Source organism: Anaerocolumna sp. MB42-C2, from assembly GCF_030913705.1.
Lineage (GTDB): Bacteria > Bacillota > Clostridia > Lachnospirales > Lachnospiraceae > Anaerocolumna.
Genome location: NZ_CP133190.1, coordinates 6,262,836 through 6,286,070 on the forward strand (window position 1 = coordinate 6,262,836; position 23,235 = coordinate 6,286,070).

At 39.1% G+C, this 23,235-nt stretch carries 20 protein-coding genes and 1 riboswitch; of the genes, 19 read left to right on the forward strand and 1 reads right to left on the reverse strand.

The annotated features are described in order from the left end of the window. Positions 1-27: 27 nt before the first annotated feature. From RBU59_RS27830 to RBU59_RS27870, 9 genes are all read left to right on the forward strand, one after another. Positions 28-2,454 carry a phage tail protein gene (locus tag RBU59_RS27830; RefSeq protein WP_308145716.1) on the forward strand — a complete coding sequence of 809 codons (2,427 nt, stop codon included), beginning with the start codon at positions 28-30 and terminating at the stop codon, positions 2,452-2,454. A 14-nt stretch (positions 2,455-2,468) separates the two neighbouring features. Then, a complete protein-coding gene (locus RBU59_RS27835) occupies positions 2,469-3,320 on the forward strand; it encodes a phage tail family protein (protein ID WP_308145717.1) in 852 nt (283 codons plus the stop codon). A 3-nt stretch (positions 3,321-3,323) separates the two neighbouring features. Then, a complete protein-coding gene (locus tag RBU59_RS27840; RefSeq protein ID WP_308145718.1) occupies positions 3,324-5,579 on the forward strand; it encodes a siphovirus ReqiPepy6 Gp37-like family protein in 2,256 nt (751 codons plus the stop codon). A gap of 44 nt (positions 5,580-5,623) precedes the next feature. After that, the gene (locus tag RBU59_RS27845; protein WP_308145719.1) at positions 5,624-6,127 is read left to right on the forward strand and encodes a hypothetical protein; all 504 of its coding nucleotides are present in this window, start codon (positions 5,624-5,626) and stop codon (positions 6,125-6,127) included. Between the two features lie 8 nt (positions 6,128-6,135). Further along, the gene (locus RBU59_RS27850) at positions 6,136-8,604 is read left to right on the forward strand and encodes a hypothetical protein (RefSeq protein WP_308145720.1); all 2,469 of its coding nucleotides are present in this window, start codon (positions 6,136-6,138) and stop codon (positions 8,602-8,604) included. 549 nt (positions 8,605-9,153) lie between these two features. Continuing rightward, entirely contained in the window at positions 9,154-10,458 is a 1,305-nt protein-coding gene (gene ltrA, locus RBU59_RS27855) for a group II intron reverse transcriptase/maturase (RefSeq protein ID WP_308144086.1), read from the forward strand. A 101-nt stretch (positions 10,459-10,559) separates the two neighbouring features. Then, positions 10,560-10,997 carry a phage holin family protein gene (locus RBU59_RS27860; RefSeq protein ID WP_308145721.1) on the forward strand — a complete coding sequence of 146 codons (438 nt, stop codon included), beginning with the start codon at positions 10,560-10,562 and terminating at the stop codon, positions 10,995-10,997. 275 nt (positions 10,998-11,272) lie between these two features. Then, positions 11,273-12,439 carry a hypothetical protein gene (locus tag RBU59_RS27865; protein WP_308145722.1) on the forward strand — a complete coding sequence of 389 codons (1,167 nt, stop codon included), beginning with the start codon at positions 11,273-11,275 and terminating at the stop codon, positions 12,437-12,439. An 11-nt stretch (positions 12,440-12,450) separates the two neighbouring features. After that, the gene (locus RBU59_RS27870) at positions 12,451-13,050 is read left to right on the forward strand and encodes a peptidoglycan recognition protein family protein (RefSeq protein ID WP_308145723.1); all 600 of its coding nucleotides are present in this window, start codon (positions 12,451-12,453) and stop codon (positions 13,048-13,050) included. A gap of 30 nt (positions 13,051-13,080) precedes the next feature. On the opposite strand, the gene RBU59_RS27875 is transcribed toward RBU59_RS27870, so the two are convergent. Continuing rightward, positions 13,081-13,320 carry a hypothetical protein gene (locus tag RBU59_RS27875; RefSeq protein ID WP_308145724.1) on the reverse strand — a complete coding sequence of 80 codons (240 nt, stop codon included), beginning with the start codon at positions 13,318-13,320 and terminating at the stop codon, positions 13,081-13,083. A gap of 643 nt (positions 13,321-13,963) precedes the next feature. Between RBU59_RS27875 and RBU59_RS27880 the strand changes: the two genes are divergently transcribed. From RBU59_RS27880 to RBU59_RS27925, 10 genes are all read left to right on the forward strand, one after another. Beyond that, positions 13,964-14,395, forward strand: coding sequence for a helix-turn-helix domain-containing protein (locus RBU59_RS27880; protein WP_308145725.1), 432 nt, complete (start codon positions 13,964-13,966; stop codon positions 14,393-14,395). Then, positions 14,388-14,564: an SHOCT domain-containing protein gene (locus RBU59_RS27885; RefSeq protein ID WP_308145726.1), complete on the forward strand. Its 177-nt coding sequence runs from the start codon at positions 14,388-14,390 to the stop codon at positions 14,562-14,564. The genes RBU59_RS27880 and RBU59_RS27885 overlap by 8 nt, the downstream gene beginning before the upstream one ends. Positions 14,565-14,608: 44 nt before the next feature. Further along, complete coding sequence (locus RBU59_RS27890) at positions 14,609-16,180, forward strand: recombinase family protein (protein WP_308145727.1); 1,572 nt, start codon at positions 14,609-14,611, stop codon at positions 16,178-16,180. Further along, positions 16,165-17,745: a recombinase family protein gene (locus RBU59_RS27895; RefSeq protein WP_308145728.1), complete on the forward strand. Its 1,581-nt coding sequence runs from the start codon at positions 16,165-16,167 to the stop codon at positions 17,743-17,745. Before RBU59_RS27890 ends, RBU59_RS27895 begins: the two co-directional genes overlap by 16 nt. Positions 17,746-17,997: 252 nt before the next feature. Next, positions 17,998-18,138 carry a hypothetical protein gene (locus tag RBU59_RS27900; protein ID WP_308145729.1) on the forward strand — a complete coding sequence of 47 codons (141 nt, stop codon included), beginning with the start codon at positions 17,998-18,000 and terminating at the stop codon, positions 18,136-18,138. Between the two features lie 73 nt (positions 18,139-18,211). Further along, positions 18,212-19,549 (forward strand): magnesium transporter, encoded by a 1,338-nt coding sequence (gene mgtE, locus RBU59_RS27905; protein WP_308145730.1) that lies wholly within the window; start codon positions 18,212-18,214, stop codon positions 19,547-19,549. Positions 19,550-19,628: 79 nt separating this feature from the next. Next, positions 19,629-19,702, forward strand: a riboswitch (Fluoride riboswitch). 52 nt (positions 19,703-19,754) lie between these two features. Beyond that, entirely contained in the window at positions 19,755-20,948 is a 1,194-nt protein-coding gene (locus RBU59_RS27910; RefSeq protein WP_308145731.1) for a cation:proton antiporter, read from the forward strand. A gap of 563 nt (positions 20,949-21,511) precedes the next feature. Beyond that, entirely contained in the window at positions 21,512-22,021 is a 510-nt protein-coding gene (locus tag RBU59_RS27915) for an RNA polymerase sigma factor (RefSeq protein WP_308145732.1), read from the forward strand. Between the two features lie 4 nt (positions 22,022-22,025). Continuing rightward, positions 22,026-22,529 carry a hypothetical protein gene (locus RBU59_RS27920; RefSeq protein ID WP_308145733.1) on the forward strand — a complete coding sequence of 168 codons (504 nt, stop codon included), beginning with the start codon at positions 22,026-22,028 and terminating at the stop codon, positions 22,527-22,529. Beyond that, positions 22,510-23,235 carry a hypothetical protein gene (locus tag RBU59_RS27925; RefSeq protein WP_308145734.1) on the forward strand — a complete coding sequence of 242 codons (726 nt, stop codon included), beginning with the start codon at positions 22,510-22,512 and terminating at the stop codon, positions 23,233-23,235. The genes RBU59_RS27920 and RBU59_RS27925 overlap by 20 nt, the downstream gene beginning before the upstream one ends.

Sequence of the window (23,235 nt, forward strand, 5' to 3'; positions counted from 1 at the left end):
TGCCCTTTTTTAAGGAGGTGAGGCGGCATGCCAGATAATTTTGGATTAAAAATTGGTGTTGAAGGTGAACGTGAGTTTAAAAAAGCGCTCACTGAAATCAACCAATCCTTTAAGGTACTAGGTAGTGAGATGACACTCGTGACTAGTCAGTTTGATAAAAACGACAAATCCATACAAGCTGTCACTGCTCGTAATGCGGTTTTAAATAAAGAAATTGATGCTCAAAAAGAGAAAATCTCAACTCTTAAGGCTGCACTGGACAATGCATCTACCTCTTTTGGCGAAAACGACCGCCGCACACAGAATTGGCAGATACAACTAAACAAAGCACAGGCTGAACTTAACGGTATGGAGCGTGAACTTGCCGAAACTACTGAAGGTACTGACGATCTTGGTGATGAACTAAAAGCAACAGGTGATGAAGCTGAGAAGTCCGGTGGTAAGTTTGAAAAGATGGGTGGAGTCCTTAAAGGCATCGGTGTGGCAATGGGTGCTGTTACTGTTGCCATAGGTGCTGCTGCAATTAAACTGGGTAAAGATGTCGTTCAACAATTTGGCGAACTGGAGCAAAACCTCGGTGGCAGTGAAGCTGTATTTGGAAAGTATGCTAGCTCCATTCAGAAGTCTGGTGAGGAGGCTTATAAAAACCTAGGTGTGTCTCAGAGCCAATATCTCGCCACCGCTAACAAAATGGGTGCATTGTTTCAAGGTAGCGGCATCGAACAACAAAAATCCCTGGAACTCACAGAAAAAGCAATGCAACGAGCTGCTGATATGGCGTCTGTTATGGGTATTGATATGCAGATGGCTCTTGATTCGGTAGCGGGTGCTGCAAAGGGCAACTTTACCATGATGGATAACCTCGGAGTGTCAATGAATGCAACCAATGTTGAAGCCTATGCCCTCGCCAAAGGTCTGGACTTCACTTGGGCAACGGCTTCCAATGCTGAAAAGGCAGAAGTTGCTATGCAGATGTTCTTTGAGAACACGGAGCAATATGCAGGAAACTTCGCCCGTGAGGCAACACAAACCGTCACAGGCTCCCTTGGTCTGTTGCAAGCCGCAGTCGGTAGCTTCACAGCAGGACTTGGAAATGCAGATGCTGATATGACTAACTTGACTGAAAATCTTGTGGATGCTTTTCAGGTTGTAGTGAAAAATATCGTACCTGTGCTGGAAAACATCGTGAAAGCCCTACCACAAGCAACAGGAGCAATTTTACAAGCGGTCGGTGACCTCTTGCCAATGCTACTTGAAACCGTAACGGAACTGTTCACACAGGTATTGCAAACTATTTTAAATCTACTTCCAGAACTTATCCCTGCTGCTGTTGACGCAGTGATGACAATCGTTGGTGCTTTGATTGAAAGCCTACCTCTTCTCATTGATGCAGCGGTGCAACTAGTGACGGCTCTTGTGAGTGGCATCGGTGAGACTTTGCCCCAGCTTATACCAGTGGCAGTAGGTGCAATTACAACCATCGTACAAGGTTTGGTAGATAACCTGCCTATGCTCCTGGACGCAGCTTTACAGCTGATTCTTGGTTTGGCACAAGGACTACTAGATGCAATTCCTCAGCTTGTTTCTGCTTTGCCTGCTATTATTACAGCACTGGTAGAATTTCTGGTTGAATCAATACCTCTGATTATTGATGCAGGAATACAATTGTTAACTTCCCTAGTGACTGCACTGCCTACCATTATTGCGGCGATTGTTCCAGCCATTCCACAAATTGTGAATAGTATTATCACTGCAGTCATTAAGTCAATTCCACTCATCATTGATGCAGGCATCAAGTTATTAATCGCTCTCATTCAGGCACTTCCTACGATTATTAAAACGATTGTACCTGCCATTCCGCAAATTGTCAGTTCTTTGGTGAGTGCTATTGTAGATAATATCGATAAGATTATCTTAGCCGGAGTTCAACTCTTTGTAGCACTAATTGAAAATTTACCTACCATTATCGTGGAAATAGTCAAAGCAGTGCCACAGATTATTGCAGGTATTGTAAAAGGTTTTACGGATTCGCTTGAAGATATTAAGCAGGTAGGAACTGATTTGATTCACGGTTTATGGAATGGTATTTCGGATGCAGGAGAATGGTTACGAGAAAAAATCTCCGGCTTTTTTGGAGGTGTCGTATCAAGTATTAAAGACTTTTTTGGTATCCATTCACCATCCACTCTGTTTGCAGGACTTGGTCGTAACATGGGTGAAGGAATTGGTGTGGGATTTGAAGCTGCCATGGCAGATGTTGCGAGAGATATGCAAAATGCGATACCAACAAACCTTGATTTAAATTACAACAGTCAAGCCAGACAAGAGGGCATTGCACCTACGGGTACAAACATCACACAAAATCTTTCTGTTGTGACACCAAAAGCTCTCTCGGAAAAGGAACTGGCGAGGGAATTTAAGAACCTATCACAGAAGTTAACCATGTCATATTAGGAAGGAGGACTCATGTGGAAATAACCTATATTAATTCCAATGGGGAACGTCTTACGATAAAGCAAGCGAAGCCTTATTTTTTAGAAAAACTAGATGGTACGGGAAGTATCCGAAATATTGTCAACACCTTCAAGGCACCGGAACAAGACGGTGCTTTTTATGTATCTTCCACTCTGGATATGCGAAACATCACATTAGAGGGAACGATTGTAGCGGAGGATGCTAATAAAGCTTATGAGTTACGAAAAGAATTTCTTAAATTCTTTAGTCCAAAAATGTCTGGGATCTTACGTTATCGTGATCGGCAGATTTCTTGTATCGTGGAGGAAGCGGCTTTGATTGTATCGGTAAGAGAGAGGATACCGAAGTTTTTCTTAAGTTTACTTTGTCCCTCTCCTTTCTTTGAATTGTTAGAAGAGGTGAGACAGGAGCTTGCTTCATGGGAAGCATTATTTGAGTTTTCCTTAGAGATACCAGCAAGTGGTATGGAGTTTGGAGCAAGACAGCCAAGTCAGATTATTGCATTAGATAACATCGGTGATGTACCTTGTGGCTGTGAAATTATCTTTCGGGCACTTGGTACTGTTACGAATCCAGAGCTTTTGCATATGGATACCAATGAGTTTGTAAGAATCCATACCACCATGAGTCCTGGAGATGAATTTCACATTTATACGCACTTTGCAGGAAAACGGGTGATAAACATCATCGGGACAACACAGAGTAATGCCTTTCATCTGTTGGATACGAATTCTGATTTCTTTCAACTTGCAACGGGAATCAATAACCTTCGTTATGACGCGTCAGTCAATCTTGAACTGCTGGATGTCAGTATTTATTATCGTCCGCAGTTTCTGGGGGTATAGCTTATGGAACTCTATGTATTTAATCAGAACCGTGCCCTGATCGGAGTTGTGGAATCGTTTGAGTACCTTAGGTGGACCAGACGCTATTCTAGATGTGGCTCCTTTGAACTGAAAGCGAATGCATCTACAGCGAATGCTGTTCTACTCCAAGAAGGATATTATATTTGGAAAAACGATGATGAGGAAGTAGGGTTAATTGAATATTTGCAATTGTCACAGACCGATAGGGAGAGCATCACGGTAAGTGGGCGGTTTGCCACTGTACTACTGGGTAGGCGTATTATTTGGAATACGGAAACCCTAAGCGGTGATCTTTCAGCCTGTATCGGTCAGCTGATAAACCATAATGTCATTTCACCCACAGATACGAATCGTCAGATTGCAAACGTAAGCTTTTCGTCACCGGATTTAGGTAAACCGGTGAAAAAGCAGGTTTCCTATAATAACCTTCTGGATGAAATACAGGAACTTTGTGATGCGGCATCTGTAGGTATTAAAACCGCATTTGATCCATCATCGGGACACCTTATGGTAACGCTTTATATAGGAGAGCCTTCTCAGGCTGTATTTTCAAAGGAATATGAGAACCTACTTGATCAGACCTTTACAAAAAACACAGAAGGGTATGCAAATACCGCCAAAATTGGAGGGGAAGGGGAGAGTGATGCAGACCGTATCTTTGCATATATCACAGATGGTACTGGAGAAAATCGTAGAGAAGCCTTTGTAGATGCAAAGGATCTTCGCTCTGCAGATTTTCCTTCCGATTATACGGACGCTTTAACCTATCGGGGGCAGACAAGGCTTGCGGAACTTGCCACAGCGCAGTCTTTTAATGTTACCGTAAATAACCATGGGAATTTAATCTATAAAACAGATTATGATCTTGGTCAGACGGTACAGGTCATCTCGAAAAAGTGGGGTGTATCTATGACCACACGCATTGTGGAGATAGAAGAAAGCTATGACCGGGACGGACAGAGCATCAGCGTTACATTTGGAAAAGCAGAGCTTACGATTACACAGAAGATTAAATCTGATTTTAGTCAGGTAAGGACGGCTCTTGGTGCTCCGGCGGGAATTTCGGAATTACTGGTGGATGAAAACAGTTGGGCTGATTTACAGAGGTTTTTAGGCGGTGTCATGATCAGCTCCGCAAAGTTGGCTGTGAATACCTCAACTGCCGGAGGGAACGACCCTACTCAGGCAAAATATTTTCATGCAGCAAGGGTAGTTATTAACGGTTCCTATAACCGTATTGCTTTTAAGTTTGATTACTTTGGCACTGGTACCACTCCAAAATCGGGTATGATAGAGGGCTATGTTTATTCAACATCGTCTTTTGCAACAATGTCCATTCAGTCTTTTGTGCAGTCTTACACCAGGGATAAAAGTCCATTTTTATCGACGGATATTAAGATTGTAAAATCAGCAAGTTCCACCAAGACAATATGGGATATCTATATTTGGCTATCAGATTATGGAACTGCCTATTTAAATGGTTTGTATGCATTCAGTGAATCAGGAAATCTGATTTCTGATCCCGCAAACGGGGCACTAATTCTTGTGGCAAATCTTCCGGCGGTATCATCTACCTTCTCATATGGCGGTCAGACCTTCACAGTATCAGCTGTTGATAATGGGGTGGTAAAGACGGCTACCTATAGTGAGGATGGTGTCTTTTATAAGCTGCAACTGCCAAACCGTGATGTCAGCCTTACATCAACAGACAATCCGTTGCAGATTGGCGTTACCACCGGTGTGAATATGGTTTTCGATGCAAACGAAATACAAGCCCGTAATAATGGTTCGGCTTCCCCAATGTATCTCAACCTTGAGGGAGGGGCAGTATGTGTTAATGGTGACTCTACTACGGGCATCATTTATGGTGGGGATACAGGGTATCTAGAATTATCGGATACCGATTTGGAAAACAGTTTTACGATTTATTCTACTGCTCAACGCCCAAGATTAAGAAAAGTAGGGAAAATGGTTCATTTTCATGGAGCTTTGCTACCCGCTGCAGGAGCTGCCATAAATTCTGCAACAAACTTAAGCTTCTACACTTTGCCTAGCGCGTATAGACCAATGTCAGGGTATGTTACAGTAAGATGTCAGGGATCAGGAATTAATACCTGGCTGTTACAGATAACTAACGCAGGTGTGTGCTCCTGTAGCAGATATGGAACAAACGCCTATGCAACAAGCATTGCAGGAACAGAATGGCTGACGTTTAATGCTACATGGTTTGTAGCCTAATAAATTAGTGATGCTCGATGATTGATGAAAGGAGAGGATGATAAGTGGAAAGGAGCGGTTTTTTTAATTCTTCCAGTGGTGACAGGGTTTACGATGCCACTGACTTTGCAGCCTATTTCGGTAGTCTGGTTTCGAATGGTATCTTTTATGCAAATACCACAAATCTACAGGTAACACCAGTGACAGGAATGATCGTTAGTATTGCTACTGGAAGTGCATGGATTAATGGCTATCGTTATGAAAATACAGAGGCACTGAACAAGACACTGGCAACAGCGAATGGCTCCTACCCAAGAATTGACCGAATTATTATTCGGTGGAGCTTTCTTGAACGAAGAATTATAGCTACGATACTCACAGGAACAGCGGCAGCTACGCCGACTGCTCCTACACTGACACGTAATGCTGAGGTATATGAATTATGTCTTGCAGACGTTTTAGTACCACAGGCGGCTACGTCGATAACCACTGGAAATATCACCGACACGAGGCTGAGTTCTTCTCTTTGTGGAACCGTGAATTCGCTGGTAACAGCAGTATATGAGTGAGGTGAGACATGGCAACTTATCAAGCAATCAATGCCTGTACTTGGCGTAATGGAAAATATATTCCATCCACTACGGATAATATCAGACAAGGTGTTTACGAGCCTTATGGAGAATGTGTGGGTGTTATGATTTTTAATCTGACCACCATTCGAGATCAATATGAAGACTATTATCCAACCAGCGCGACACTTACCCTCACACGTGTAGCGGGAGGTTCTTGGGGAAGCGACCGAACGATGACGTTATATGCTGGAAATCAAACGGATATCCCGCCAGTAAGTTCATCTTCTGATGTCGTAACCTCACGACCTAGCAAAGTGACTTCTGGTTATAACCATACCGTATCGGCAGGACTTGGAGAGAAAACTTTTAATATAGCAACTGCCTTAATTAATTCTATTGGAAGTGGTGGGAGCAACTGCCTTTTTATAGATGGTGGTTACAGCACCACGAACTATATTTCCTTTACGGGAAGAAATGATCTGACCCAAGTGGTTCTAGACGTAACCTGGGCAAGTCGAACGACGGCAGCTGGTGCACCAACTGCTTGCTCGTTAAATAGTACACTTGCAGAAGGCAATGTAACCTTGTCTTGGAGTGGTGCAAAGGCGGGTACAAACAATGCAATAACCTCTTATGAAATTCAGTATAGTGATTCAACTGACAATTCCACTTGGGGAAGCTGGACGGCGTTAACGGTTGTGACTACCTCCGCTACGAGTGGAAGTTTGTCGGTTGCTCCTCCGACTACGAGAGGGAACTTTCGCAGGTTTCGCATTCGTACGCGTGGTACAGCAGGGAGCTCGTATTATTCTACTTGGAAGATTTCTACGAACTCTGTCCGAAAGAATACCCTTCCTACTGCTCCAAGTACTGCGGTAGCATCACCACAAATACACAGTAATGAAACAATCACGCTAACGTGGTCTGGAGCAGCGGGAGGAACGAGTGCAATTAAGGGATACCGGATTTCCAGACGAACTTCAACCGATAACAGTACTTGGAGTGGTTGGACAGAACTAACAACTTTTAATTTGAGTGCTAGCAGTGGCACTTATCATCCGAACGTTACCAATATATCAGGAACCTATACACAGTTTGGTATTTGGACAATTGACGTACTGAATGCTTATTCCACAGAAAAAATCAGTAACAGCATTTACTGCAACATTACTGCCTGTACAGAACCATCAACCTTTGCACTAAACGCTACGGTTGCAGAAGGAAACCTAACACTTTCTTGGAGTGGTGCGATAGCCGGAGCAGGGAATGCAATTACGGGGTATGAGATACAGTACAGTGATTCGAGTGATAACAGTACTTGGGGTGCATGGACGGCGCTTACTACTGTGTCGTCTACTTTAACTGATGGAAGCTTAAGTGTATCGCCACCATCTATAAGAGGAGATTATCGAAGATATCAGATACGTACCTTAGGATCTGCAGGAAGCACTTACTATTCCGTTTGGAAGGTTTCTTCCAATAGCGTCCGAAAGAACATCTTGCCGGCTCATCCGACCAGTTTCACAGCGTCTCCAACTTTATATGAATCACAGTCGGTAACGATATCTTGGAGTGGAACAATCGCAGGTACTAGCCCAATCAAGCATTATGTACTACAACGCAGTACCTCGATTATGGGAAACCCACCATGGTCCTCTTATGAAACCTTGGCTACTGTGGTATCTGGTGAGACTAATGGAAGCTATACAGCGCAAGCTTCACAGACACCAGGAACATCAACCAGATATCGTATTAGCGTTACAGATACATTGGATGCCGTCTCTTCCTATGTGGTCAGTAATACGGTCAGGAAAAACAGTCCACCTGCAAGTCCAGTCATAACTTGTCCAATGAATCAGTGTTTTATCTATAACACCACGCCACGTTTTATGATCACAACGGGTATGGAACCAGATGGTCAGACACAGAGGGTCGAAGTAAAGATTGACTCGGGGGAATGGTATAACAGCGTTGATCATCCAGAGATGTTTTCGACGAGTGGTTACCTTGGTGATTATGTGAAAACAGTATTTCAGGCACCGGTCTTAACGATAGGGAATCATACGGTGACGTTTCGATGTTTAGACAGTGATTTACTAGCACCAAGCCAAACGGTTACTAGGATATTTGGTGTGTTACCTTCCCTGTTTGAGACGCTGACAGCGAACGTAACCCACGTGAAGGCGATGCATATGTTGGAACTTCGTGCATCAATTAATACGGTAGGTCAATATTATGGGATTGCAGCCGTGTCATGGAACGAGGAAATCATTGCAACAAAGACTGCAATAAGAAATTGGCCGTATCACATCATAGAGTTACGTACTGCACTTGAGCCAATGATCACAATGATAAACACTTTTGATGCTTCAACAACGTTTGACATACCACCGGTGACATGGCTACCGATTGGCACTGGCAGACCGAAAGCAGATGTAATGCAACAACTTCAAGACTTGATCTTAACGCTATAAGGTCAGTCACAAACAACGCTCTCGCTGATGTGAGGGCGTTTTTCTAGTGTGCCAAGCATGGCACTAATCTAACTGGTGCAAGTCCAGTCGCGGGTATTTACCGCCAAGTGTAGCGAACCACAAGTTGGTATCAGTAATGGTATGGATGAAGGAAGTGGTGTAGCAAAGTTCTTGAGCCTACGTACAGAAACTTGATAAGGCGATTAGGTGGGTAAGGTTGCTAGACAAACCAAAGCCCAAATGGTAAACGTAAACCGAAGTTGTAAATCAAGAGGTTGTGGAACGAAAGATTAGTGTCTTACCTTGGGAGACCCTACCCACATATCATAGATGTGGTCGAAAAAGGTTTAGGGAGGGAGTCAGATGAAGTTATAGTAGGTGTAATAACCGAAGGACTGAAACGATTTATAGTACAAATCGTTATTAAGAGAATAATACGCAAGCCAGAAATCGGATGGATAAAGAAAGTAGGAACGTAACCAATGACAATTATCTATATCCAGAGGGGTGATGTGTATAAATTTAGTAATAAGCAGAGGAGTAACAACAGTGGAATTAATAGATATGATTACATCGAAAGAAAACCTAAACAGAGCCTATAAAAAGGTGGTGGCGAATAAAGGTGCAAGTGGAGTAGATGGAATGACTGTAGATGAACTTGGTGCATACATCAGAGAAAATAAAGACACAATCGTACAGTCAATTCGAAACAGAACCTATATGCCCAAGCCAGTGCGTAGAGCATACATTCCAAAGGATAATGGGAAGAAAAGACCACTGGGAATACCAACGGTTTTGGACAGAGTGATACAACAAGCCATTGCACAATCGATATCTGATATTTATGAAGAAATATTTAGTGAATTCAGTTATGGGTTCAGACCTGGAAGAAGTTGCCATAACGCTATAAAGCAAGCATTGGATTATCTTAATGAGGGATATGAATGGGTCATTGATGTTGATATAGAACAATTCTTTGATACGGTGAATCATGACAAATTAATTCAGATTCTTAGAGAACAAGTAAATGACAGTACAACATTAAATCTGATTCGCAAATATTTAAGAGCAGGAGTAATGGAAAAAGGACTGGAAAAAGCAACAATCACCGGTGTTCCACAAGGCGGACCGTTGTCGGTTGTGTTGTCGAACGTCTACCTTGATAAGCTAGATAAAGAGCTGGAACAAAGAGGTCTGCGTTTCACGAGATATGCCGACGATGCATTGATATTCACGAGAAGTGAATTGGCGGCAAACAGAGTGATGAAGTCCATAACAGAGTGGATTGAAAGAAAGCTGTTCCTAAAGGTGAATGCAACAAAGACTAAGGTAGTCAGACCGACAAGGAGTAAATATCTAGGATTTACATTTCTGAAACATGGTGGCGAATGGAAAGTGAAACCAACCACAGAGAAGAAAAAGAAACTGAAACAGAAAATGAGTGAATACCTCAAAAGAAACAAAGCGATTTCACGACCGCTTGCGGAAACAACAAAGAGAGTGAATGAAATAGTAAGAGGATGGATTAACTATTTCAGAATCGGAATGATGAAACAGTTCATGGAAGAGTTTGGAACATGGCTTAGGCATAAAATAAGAGTAATTGTTATAAAACAATGGAAAATGCCTAAGACGATATACAGAAATTTATGTTATCTAAATCGAAAAAATAAGAATGGATTCGACCATGAGGCAATCTATAAAGTTGCAAATTCAAGACTGGGTTGGTACAGAAGAAGTGGAATGAACGTAGTGAATTTTATTATCAGCCCAGATTTGCTTGAAAACAAAATAAAGGACAATGCAGGTTTGCTCAATCCTTTAAATTATTATCTAAGAAAAGTTGGAATATAAGTTGTAGAGCCGTATACGTGACCCGTATGTACGGTTCAACGGGAGGGAAATAATGTTAACCATTATTTCTCTACCCTATTGAAAGATGGGAGGTTTGGATTATGAAAGTTATATGGAATTGGATACAGACAGCTTTTGTGTCAATCGGAGCATTTATGGGATGGTTTCTCGGGGGATTGGATGGGTTTCTTTATGCACTCATTGTTTTTGTAGTAATTGATTATATCACAGGCGTGCTTTGTGCCATTATTGATAAGAATTTGTGTAGTAAAATTGGTGCAAAGGGAATCTTTAAAAAGCTACTCATCTTTATTTTGGTTGGAGTGGGGCACATATTAGACACTTATATTTTGGGCACTGCAGGTAATTCAGAGGGTAGTGTCTTACGTACTGCAGTAATTTTCTTCTACTTAAGCAATGAGGGTATTTCTATCCTTGAAAATGCAGCTCATATCGGGCTGCCTATTCCTGAAAAACTTAAGGATGTACTAAAGCAACTGCATGGGCGTGACGACAATGGTCCGGAGGGCAAAGTATGATTGACTTATCAAAAGAAGTAACGGTGCGAATTGGGCGGTGTGGAGAACACCATTACCGAAAGATAGAATTTGATGTGACCAGTTTATTGGAAGATAACTATCCAGCCGCCGCCTTGACTGCTATTTACAGAAGACCTGATGGGATTGCCTATCCTGTGGTTACAGATTATGCAGATGGTGTTCTGACATGGTCACCAAGCTCAACAGATACCTTACTTGTCGGTGTTGGGCGATTGGAGATTCGAGTTACTTATGACGAAGTGGTCGGTAAAAGCGTGCGGATATTCACTATAGTTGAGGAGGCTCTGAAAGATGATATTGCAATACCTCCTGCTCCTCCTGCTCAGGAGTGGCTGAATCAGGTGCTTTCTGCTTTGGCTGCACTCGATATTAATGATGTATATAGTCTGCTATCGCTAACCTACAATCTACTAGAGGATAATTATACGTTATTAAACACAACGCACAACCTGTTAAATGATAATTATAATCTGTTGAATACCACACATGATTTGCTTGATGATACCCGTAATATGCTGACCACAAGGACGGGAATTCTGCTTAACCATTGGCATCCAATCGAAACTGCTACCGCACCAGATATGGCAAGCCGAAGAGCATCTATTACATTCACAAACATTGCAAACGGTAATAACGTAATACTTGGTACAGTGACTTATACGTTTGTCACATCCTTGGGAAGTCCAGTTGCAAACAATGTGCAGGTGTTGATTCAAACTACCCTTCGGGGAAGCGTCAAGAAACTTGCCGAAGCTACAAGAGGTAATCAGGATGCATCAAATATTGCCTATGGGACAGGAACAAATCCAAACCCAACCTGTACAACCTACTGGACGCGCCAAGTATTTTCCATTGGTGATGCTGCTGTTGCATCTGGTGAAAGCCTTTTTGTATTGGAAAGAGCGGAGAATGTAACAACCGCATTGACATTGACATCTACCGCAACAACGACTATCAATGGATTTACCAGAACTAGTTACTTAAGATATGTCATGTCTGGAAATGTTTTAGGTGGTGGTGGGAGTAATAGCGTTCGAGGACCTTTGCATACAGTATTACCGATTGACAGTGTGGTCATAGGAGGACAGGGCGGACCACTGCATCCTGAGACTACGTATGACTGTCATTTGATAACTCTATGTCGTCAATCAGATACGAGTGAGAAAGAACTGGATTTATATATCTCGAATGACGAAGAAACGTTCATAAGAATTTCTCGTAGTACACCTGTTGGTTTTAACAGCACTGGTGATGCCGCACATGTTCATATCGAATTGCGTCAGAGCAGAATACCAACTGGTTATGGTCTCTATATCCGCATGGGTAGCAATGGAACATCGTCGAGTGCTTACTGTGATCTAAAATTTACCTATCATTTATATCCTGTTGATTTAGCAATTACTACTCCCTTTGAACAGTGAGGTGATTTGGAATGAATTTACATAAGTTGATACTTACAAACAATGCCTGTTTCAAGGCAGGCAAGACTATTAAGCCTAAAGGTATTATGGTACATTCCACCGGTGTTAATAATCCGTATCTTTCTCGTTATGTGGGACCAAATGACGGGCTACTTGGGAAGAACAGATACAACAATCATTGGAATAAGGATAAACCGGGCGGGAGACAGGTTTGTGTTCATGCTTTTATAGGAAAGCTTGCAAACGAGAAGATAGCTACTTACCAGACCTTGCCTTGGAATTATCGCGGTTGGCACTGCGGTAGTGGGAAGAAAGGTTCTGGTAATGACGCACATATCGGCTTTGAAATCTGTGAGGATAACTTGTCGGATGTAACTTATTTTATGGCTGTTTATAAGCAAGCCGTGGAATTATGCGTATATCTTTGCAAGAAATATGGTTTGAATGAAAACAATATCATATGTCACAGTGAGGGCTACAAACTAGGTATTGCCAGTAACCATGCTGATGTGATGCACTGGTTTCCTAAGCATGGTAAGTCGATGGATACATTCCGTAATGAAGTCAGAAAGCTTCTTAATGTTAAAGATGCTATCGATAAAACGGAATAACTTTATTCCAATACCGCTAAGTGATTAAGTTCATTCAGCGGTATTTTTTGCGTTAAATTTTGATTCAAAACCTCTATGTAAAAGAGCGAGTAAATTTCTTATTTCTTGATTACTCATGCTCTTTAGTTCTTCTTTGGTGAGATACGCACCTGCATTATCATTCCCCTTTGAAATAATGATTTCATATTCTTTTGATGTTTCATGTAATCCCAATTTACCAATATAACCATGCTCCAAACAAAATCTATTAAAATATTCGTTAAAACTCATGAGAATTACCTCCTTGAGTCCATTATCTAATAATCAATATTAGATTGTCAATGTGAATGTTAATATATGTTAATTAAAATATTGATTTTTCTTTAGTATTTCTAAGTTTTTCCTCTTAAGTGTTAGTTTAACTTATATAACTTGTGCTAGATCTTCCTTCATAAACCTTTTCGATTTCTTATATTTAACATTCGTTCAAAGGCTCTTATATATTAACTTCATATATCCCTCGATAATCGAATATACTGTATATAGGTAGCATTTTTCTTAATCGAGGTGACCCAATGACTTTGTTTTCAACTCTACTCTATTTAGACTTATTCTTTGCATTACTAATTCTTGGACTTGGAATTTACTTAGCTGTTCTACTGATTAAAGCATTGCAAAAATATCTAAATCGTAAAAAATAAAAATGACTCTTATGCTAACCCAATATACCATTTTCTATCTCCTTCCTTATCCATCAAAATGTTAATTTACTCTTTTATAACTATCATGCCAATTGTGAACCCATTAGTATTTTGTACTGTGGGTTCACTTTTTATGATATAGAATATTTTTTCAATAGCCCCGTCCAAATCAATGTTTTCTGTCCTTAGGTAGTTAGAGAGGTATATCCTCAACGATGGGAGGTGTATTTTTAATGACACAAGAACAGAAAGCGAAGATTACAAAGTTACGTGCTGATGGATATGGATATATCAAGATCGCACAGTTGCTTGGTATTTCAGAAAATACAGTGAAGTCCTTTTGCCGAAGAAACAATCTGACGGGAAAAGTAGCAGATGAGACACCAAAAATACAGTCACCAGCAGATGAAGGAAAACATTTATGTTTGAACTGCGGTGTTTGTGTGGAACAGAACCCAGGAAGGAAAGAAAAACGGTTTTGCTCAGATGAGTGCAGAATAAAGTGGTGGAACAGCAATCTTGATAGGGTGAAGCGTAAAGCAGTGTATGAATATATCTGTCCGCACTGTGGAAAGCCGTTCACTGTATATGGTAATTCTCGTAGGAAGTATTGCAGCCATGAATGTTATGTAGCTGATCGTTTTGGAGGTGGTCCGGATGAGTGAAGACCAACTTCAAAATGAAATGCTGTATCAGACCACAATGAGTCTAGCTAGAACGATGTTAGAGAGGGGCATGATTTCCGAGGAGGAATACCATGAATTTGATACAATTATGCTCGAGAAATACCGACCCATTTTCGGCACATTATTCTCTGATATACACTTGCTTTAATGAGCGTTTAGAGTGATATATAGTGTTGGGAAGGAGTCGATATTATGCCGAAAATCAGTAAAATAGAGGTAGGTATACCGAAAATAAAACAAATGAAAAGGGTAGCTGCTTATGCCCGAGTATCCAATGATACAGAAGTGCTTTTACATTCCTTTTCAGCGCAGATTAGTCACTATAGTACTCTAATACAGAAAAATCCAGAATGGACATATGTGGGTGTCTACGCTGATGAAGGAATAACCGGTACGAACACAGACAAGCGTGATAACTTTAAACGTCTGGTTGCAGACTGTGACGCAGGAAAAATTGATATTATACTTACAAAGTCGATTAGTCGATTCGCAAGAAACACAGTTGATCTATTGGAGACAGTTCGGCATCTGAAAGATATAGGAGTAGAGGTTCGATTTGAAAGAGAAAACATCAGTTCCATGAATGGGGATGGTGAATTATTGCTGACCATACTGGCATCCTTTGCACAGGAAGAAAGCAGAAGTATGTCGGAAAACATTAAATGGGCAATCAAAAAAGGGTTTGAAAGAGGAGAACCACATTCAGCGAGCAGAGCCTTTGGTTATGAATGGGACGGTGGGCAATATCGAATTGTTCCCAAAGAAGCAGAGACGATTAAGTATATTTTTGAACAATACCTTGCAGGTGTTTCCACTCTACAGTTACCTAAGCTGCTTATTATAAAAGGGATAGTCGGAATCAACGGAAATCCATTATCAAGGGCATCCATCAAGGACATTCTCCAAAATGAGATTTACATTGGAAACCTAGTGTTACAAAAAAGTTATTCACCAAAGATAAGAAAAAGAAAACATAATTACGGAGAGCTCCAAAAGTACCTGGTGGAAGAAGCACATGAACCGATTATCAGTAAAGAATTGTTTCAGGCAGTGCAGAATGCTCGTGTGGAGCGTGGTAAAATTGCCCCAAATAAAAATAAGCAGATTACTTGCTTTACTGGCAAAATCCAATGCGGTAAATGCGGATACAAATGCAGTCGTAGGAATATTACACATAGCAAAACAACAGAAAGAACTTCCTATAAGAGGTGGGTATGTAATGCGTGTGAAACCAAGGGAAGAAAATTCTGCGATATGCAGCCGGTTGATGAAGATATTCTCCGAATGGCTTCAACGTTTGTGTTGGGGGATAAGGAACTGGATGAAGAAAGATTTCAAAGGGAAGTCGATATGGTTTCAGTCTTTGATGACAGGATAGAGTTTTACTTAAAGAATGGAAAGACAAAGTATTGGTCGAGGGATTACTCTTCGATGCCGAGAGGAAGAACCTGTTTTACAGGAAAGGTTAAATGTGGGAAGTGCGGATCCAAATGTATTCGGAATCCAATTGTTCACAGTAAAACAATCGTCCGGGAATATTATGAAAGGTGGACTTGCAACGGGCAGAGAAAGTATAAAATGGCGTTTTGCGACTTGAAATCATTAGATGAAGATGAGTTAAGGAAAGCTACAGCAACTCTACTTGGAGATAAGAAAACTTATGAAGTTAGCGTTATCCAAGAGGTGGATGAGGTCATCCTGTTTGATGATAAAGCAATATTTATTATGAAAGATGGGAGGAAGCTAACATGGCAAAGAGAGTAACGACGATTCCGGCTACCATAAGCAGAGTTACTGCTCAGCCGATTGGAAAACCGAAGAAGCGAAGGGTGGCAGGTTATGCTAGAGTATCAACAGAATTAGAAGAACAGCAGACAAGTTATTCGGCGCAGATGGATTACTATTTGAATTATATCAAAAGTAGAGATGATTGGGAATTCGCAGGAATGTATAGTGATGAAGGAATTTCTGCAACGAATACCAAACGGCGTGAAGGATTTAAACAAATGATTGAGGATGCACTGGCAGGAAAGATAGACCTTATTATTACCAAGTCGGTTAGCCGATTTGCACGAAACACGGTGGACAGCCTCACAACAGTGAGAAAATTGAAAGAACAGGGTGTTGAAATATATTTTGAGAAAGAAAATATATGGACACTTGATGCCAAGGGGGAACTTCTTATTACAATCATGTCTTCCTTGGCACAGGAGGAAAGCCGAAGCATCTCTGAGAATACTACTTGGGGACAAAGAAAACGTTTTGCAGATGGTAGAGCATGCGTAGCATACAAAAGATTTCTTGGTTATGACAGAGGCCCGAAAGGTGGATTTGTAATAAATCTAGAACAAGCCAAAACAGTAAAGCTGATTTATAAGATGTTCCTAAGTGGCTTGTCTTACCATTCTATAGCAAAGCAACTGATGTCAATGGGGATTAGATCACCAGGTGGTAAGGATAAATGGTATCAGAAAACAGTTAATAGTATTCTTACGAACGAAAAATATAAGGGGGATGCACTTTTACAGAAATCCTACACGGTGGATTTCTTGCAGAAAAAGACCAAGAAGAATGAGGGTGAAATTCCACAGTATTATGTGGAAGGAAACCATGAGGCAATCATACCGCCTGAGACATTCGATTTGGTGCAGGCAGAAATCTTAAAGAGATATGGCGAAGGCAAGAAGTATAGTGGGGTTAGCATTTTTTCATCTAAGATTAAATGTGGTAAGTGCGGAAGTTGGTATGGTTCTAAGGTATGGCATTCCACGGATAAATACCGAAGGGTAATTTATCGCTGCAATAACAAATTCGATGGTAATAAGAAATGCAGCACACCGCACCTTACAGAGGATGAAATTAAGGCGCTCTTTATTAAAGCAGTAAATCAACTATTGGAGAAGAAAAACGATACCATAGCTGACCTAGAAATTCTGAAACGCATGGTATCTTTCACGGATGATTTGCAAAAGGAATTAGAAACTGTTACCGAAGAAATGTCAGTCTTGGTGGAAATGACACAGAGTATTATTGCAGAGAATGCTAGAACAGTACTTGATCAGGAGAATTACGAAAAACGCTATAATACCCTGGTCAAACGTTACGAAGAGAAGAAAGTCAGATACAATGAGCTGGAAGCTGCCATTGTTGAGAAGAAGGCAAAAAGCGAAATCATCGGGAGCTTCATCAAGACGATAAAACGGATGGGCGGATTGGTGGAAACCTTTGATGAGGGGCTTTGGGGTGGAATGATAGACTATGTAACAATATTTAATAAGAAGAAAGTGGTTTTTACCTTTAAAGGCAGGATTGAAATCACGGTAGAATAAGTTAAATGTTAATCGGTAAATTATATTGGTTTTTCTTTTAAAAAGAGTACTTTGACAAAAAAAGAGAATCTAGTTTAGAAGGTAACAGATTTTGGAGATGTAAAGAACCCAGTGTTTTTACTTTTCAAGGATTAACGTTTGGATATAATGTGCAATCATTATAATTTACTCACTTTACTTTTGTCATATTTAGATATATAATTTGTATGGCATTGATAAGATTAGAATTTATTATAAAGGTGGTGAGGGTAATTGGATAGTCAGAGTTATAAGGGTATGGCGGATGATTCGGATGAGCATAATATGAAAATTGGTAATCTATTTGTCATTATCTTATTTAGTGATTATAAAAATTACTTTCAGTTTCACTCTTATATGGAAGTAATTATATGATTGAAATTATGTTTAATTGATTTTATCTGTTATACCCAAAATTATTTTATTCAAAATAAAGGAGGTATAACTAATGGAATTACAAGAGTTATTGTTGCAGGTCTTTCGTGATAAAGATTATGAAAAAATTGAAAAACTATTTAATGAAAACTATGCCATTGATATTGCGTCGGAATTGAATGAGTTTTCAGAAGATGATTTTTTATCAGTTATTACTATTTTAAAGGATAATGAACTAGCTTTAATTATTGAGGAGTCTAGTGAAGAGCAACAACAAAGAATACTGGAATTATTGGACACAAGAAGAATTATTAATGTTTTTGCCCTAATGTCAACTGATGATATTGCTGACATATTGGGAATTATTAGTATTTATAAACGAAAAGAATTACTTGCTTTAATGAAAGCAAGTGATTCAAATGCAATACAAGTTATTTTAAAATATGGTGAGGATACTGCTGGTGGCATAATGACTACGCAGTATATTGCATTAAGAGAAACGTTAACGGTGAAAGATGCACTAAGTAAAATAAAGCTAATTGGTCCGAAAACAGAAGTCATTGAAACAATATTCGCTGTTGATATTCATAATGGATTATCTGGTTCTATTGATTTAAGAGATATACTGATCTCTGATGATAGCATGTTGTTAAAGGATATAATGAATACTAATGTATTGTCGGTTCATCCAGAAACAGATCAGGAAGAAGTCTCTCTTCTTGTATCCAAATACGATCTTAAGGCATTGCCTGTTGTTAACTCAAAGAATGCTATACTTGGAATTATTACGGTTGACGATGTAATTGATGTAATTGTGAAAGAGCAAACAGAAGATTTGCTTATGATTTCAGGTGTTAGCAAAGATGAAAAGGCTGGAAGCAAGCTGAGCGTTTCCATTCAAAGAAGATTACCGTGGTTATTCATCAATCTGGCTACTGCTTTTTTGGCTTCATTTACAGTAGGCCTTTTTGAAGATGTCATAGCGCAGGTTGTTGCGTTAGCCGCAGCTATGCCTATTGTTGCTGGAATGGGGGGCAATGCAGGAACACAGACTTTATCCATTGTTATACGCGGAATTGCTTTAGGAGAGATCAATGTCAAGGATGACTGGAGAATAGTTTTTAAAGAACTATCCTTAGGATTTATCAATGGTTTGGCAACAGGAATACTAACAGGTCTAATATTGTATTTTAGATATGGAAACGCTTATTTAGGATTTATTATTCTTGCAGCAATGATTGGTAATTTAATGATAGCTGGTTTTTTCGGATTTATAATCCCATTAATTTTAAAGCGACTCAAATTAGATCCTGCAATAGCTTCATCAATATTTTTAACAACAGCAACTGACGTATGTGGGTTTTTCATTTTCTTAGGACTAGCAAAGCTATTTTTGCCACACTTAATATAATGATAAATGATAGGTCTAATGATTATATGTTATAAATTAATGTTTTTTATTGCATCAGAACTAAGTTTATGATAGAATCAAATTTATTGGGAATGAAGTTCTCCCTTGGTTAAAACCTAAACCGCTTAATAAGCTGATGACTTCTGTGATTATTAATCGCAGAATCATTGGCTTTTTTTCTGCGAAAAGATTGGAGAGAAAACATATGTTACTATCACTTGCACTTTTATTTTTACTTGGAATGGTACTTGGAAAAATTTTTGAGAAACTAAAGCTTCCTAAATTACTGGGAATGCTTTTGACAGGCATTCTACTGGGACCATATTTATTAAATCTACTTGACCCAGAAATCTTAAACATATCAACTGAATTAAGACAAATAGCACTTATTATTATTTTAACTCGTGCAGGACTTAATTTGGATATTCAAGATTTAAAAAAGGTTGGGCGGCCAGCAATATTAATGTGCTTTGTTCCAGCTTGCTTTGAAATTACTGGTATGCTAATTTTTGCACCTATCTTTTTGAAAATAACGATTTTAGAAGCTGCTATAATGGGGACAGTTATTGCGGCTGTATCACCGGCAGTAGTTGTACCTAAAATGCTTAGATTGATGGAGGAGGGATATGGAGTTAATAAGAGTATTCCTCAGATGATTATGGCAGGTTCGTCGGTAGATGATGTGTTCGTAATTGTGTTATTTACTGCGTTTACAGGACTTGCAAAAAGCGGAACAATTACACCAATTCACTTTTTGACAATACCTACATCCATAATTTTTGGTTTAATTGGTGGTATTATAGTGGGTATAGCTCTATCTATCTTATTTAAAAAAGTTCATATAAGAGATAGTGGAAAAGTTATTATTATACTATCGATTTCTTTTTTACTTGTTACACTTGAACATAGTATGACAGGTGTAATCGGATTTTCTGGATTACTTGCAGTTATGGCTCTTGGAGCTACTATTCAACAAAAACGACACGAAGTTTCACAACGTCTTTCAAGCAAATTCTCCAAACTGTGGGTAGCAGCAGAATTACTTCTGTTTGTTCTAGTGGGTGCGACAGTTAATATAAGTTACGCATTAAAAGCTGGAGTATCAGCTATTGTATTGATTTTCTGTGTTCTATTGTTCCGTATGAGTGGTGTATTTGTATGCCTTTTCAAAACAAAACTTAATAGAAAAGAAAAAATATTTGCGGCATTTGCTTATATGCCTAAAGCTACAGTACAGGCAGCTATTGGTGGCTTACCATTAGCTATGGGACTTGCATGTGGCAATATTATACTAACAGTTGCAGTACTTGCAATATTGATAACTGCTCCACTTGGTGCTGCTCTTGTGGATGCAACTTATAAGAAGTTTCTTGCAAAGGATGGGGGATCTGAAGTTTAAGTACTTTAATTTGAATAAATAAGTAAAATGCAGTAATGCACACTGTGCGGTATCGTTAAACCGTGGGGTGTGCATTTTTTAGCCCCTAGGGTGTTCAGGGTTTACTTGTATCAATTTCATAACCTTAATGAAGGTTGCTCACCATGGATCAAAGTATTCTACCTATGAAGATTTTCTAAAGCTGATTAAACCGGAATATTCCATTATATCCTGTGGAAAAGATAATAAGTATGGACATCCAAACCCTGAATTAATTAATCGGTTGAAAGAAGCAGGGAGTACTATCAGGATTACCTGTGAAAGTGGAGCTGTTACAGTTAATACAGATGGAAATAATATGAAGATCAACGAATTCCTAAATAAGTCAGACAATTAGAAATAACTGATATATAATTAAATCCATTAGGTTTTCCTTTATTTTTTATATAGAAACTGCTGATATGGTAAATTAATAATAATTTTTTAGTTTTTTATAAATTTTGAAGTATTTTAATAATCTGACTCGTTTAATTATTTGGATGGTTATATAATAACTTTATCATAACGTGCACAGTGAAAAGGAGGTGGAAAAAATCAATTGCGATAGTTATTTAGAATATTTAATTGAAACATACGGAAATCTGGTTTTTTCCATATGCTATAAACTGGTGCAGAGTTATTTCGATGCAGAAGATTTGACTCAAGATACCTTTTTGTCAGCCTATAAAAATCTGACTAACTTCGACGGTAAAAACGAAAAAGCCTGGGTTTGCAGAATAGCAACGAATAAATGCCTTGACTATCTAAAACGGGCAGGCAGAAAGGTGATTCCTATGGAAGATACATATTTTAATGAAGTACAGTGTAATAAGCCATCCCCGGAGGAACATGTATTAGAAACTGATGTTAAACAAAAATTATTTGAAGTATGCAGTCAGTTAAAACCACCCTATCAGGAAGTGGCCTTGGAGTATTTCTATTATGAAAAAGACATCTCGGATATCGTGAAACAGAGTGGCAAGAATAGGAAGACGATTCAGACGCAAGTATATCGTGCGAAAATAATGCTAAGAAAATTATGGAGAAAGGAGTAATGTTATGAAAACAGAAGAGAAACAATTAAGCGGTGCAGTAACGGATCATATTATATCATTTCATAAAGATATTACCTTGAAAGAATTGGAACATATAGCTGCCTGTGATTTCTGTACGAAAGAGTATGCTAAAGTAATAGAAGAACAGGCTATGTTAGAAGCACCTCATTATCTGAAAAATAATATCTTAGATAAAACCAGGGCTTTATCTAAAGCTCAGGAAAAAGATAACTCAATGTTATATAGACTGTCCCGGAAAAAACTTCATCTGATTACGTTTAGCATGAAGATTGGTTTGGCAATGTGCGGTGCATTAGCATTATTATTGTTTACTCCTCAGGAAAATGTAGCCCATAGAGAGCCGCCTCATATAGAGAGCTTTATGATTAAGATAAATGATGAACTGAATGAATTCTCTATTAATATTACAAATTATACGGACCGATTGGTTTTGTCAAATAAAATAAATAGCAGGGAGGAAATTAGATATGACAAGAAAGAAAAATAAGTTCTTTACCTTTGTATTTTCAACCATGTTTGGAGCAGGGCAGATGTATATGGGGTTTATGAAGCAGGGTATTTCAATTATGACATTAACAGTTTTTATTATAGCGCTAGGAAGCTGGACCGGAATAGGTACAATATTCTTAATACTTCCTGTCTTATGGTTTTATAGCTTTTTTGATTCTATAAATAAAATGTCAATGCCGAACAGAGAATTTGAGTCGCTGGAAGACAATTATATCTTTTTACCGAAACAGGAGGGAGTTCAGTTAAAATCCTTAATTACCAAATATGAGAATGCAATCGCAATTACTCTTATCCTTTTAGGCGGAATTGTTTTATTTGAGAATATATTGGATTTTATTGCCGATTGGGCATCCAACATGAACTACGATGTTTTGGAGAATTTTATTTATACTTTGCGCTGGAATGGATCCAAAGTACTGTTTTCTATTATCATCATTCTAATTGGAGTAAAAATGATTCTTGGTAAGAAGAAAGAATTAGACAGGGAAGAACCGGAATTATTTGGTGATAAGACGGAGTTTCACGATTCAGAAATAAAAAAAGATTTTTATATTAACCCTTTCATTGAATCAGAAAATGCAGCAGATTTGGAGAAAACAATAACTGGTAGTATAGAACAGGTTTCAAATGTTTTACCTATCGATACAGCCGATAACTCGAATCAGGATAGAAACAATCATTAA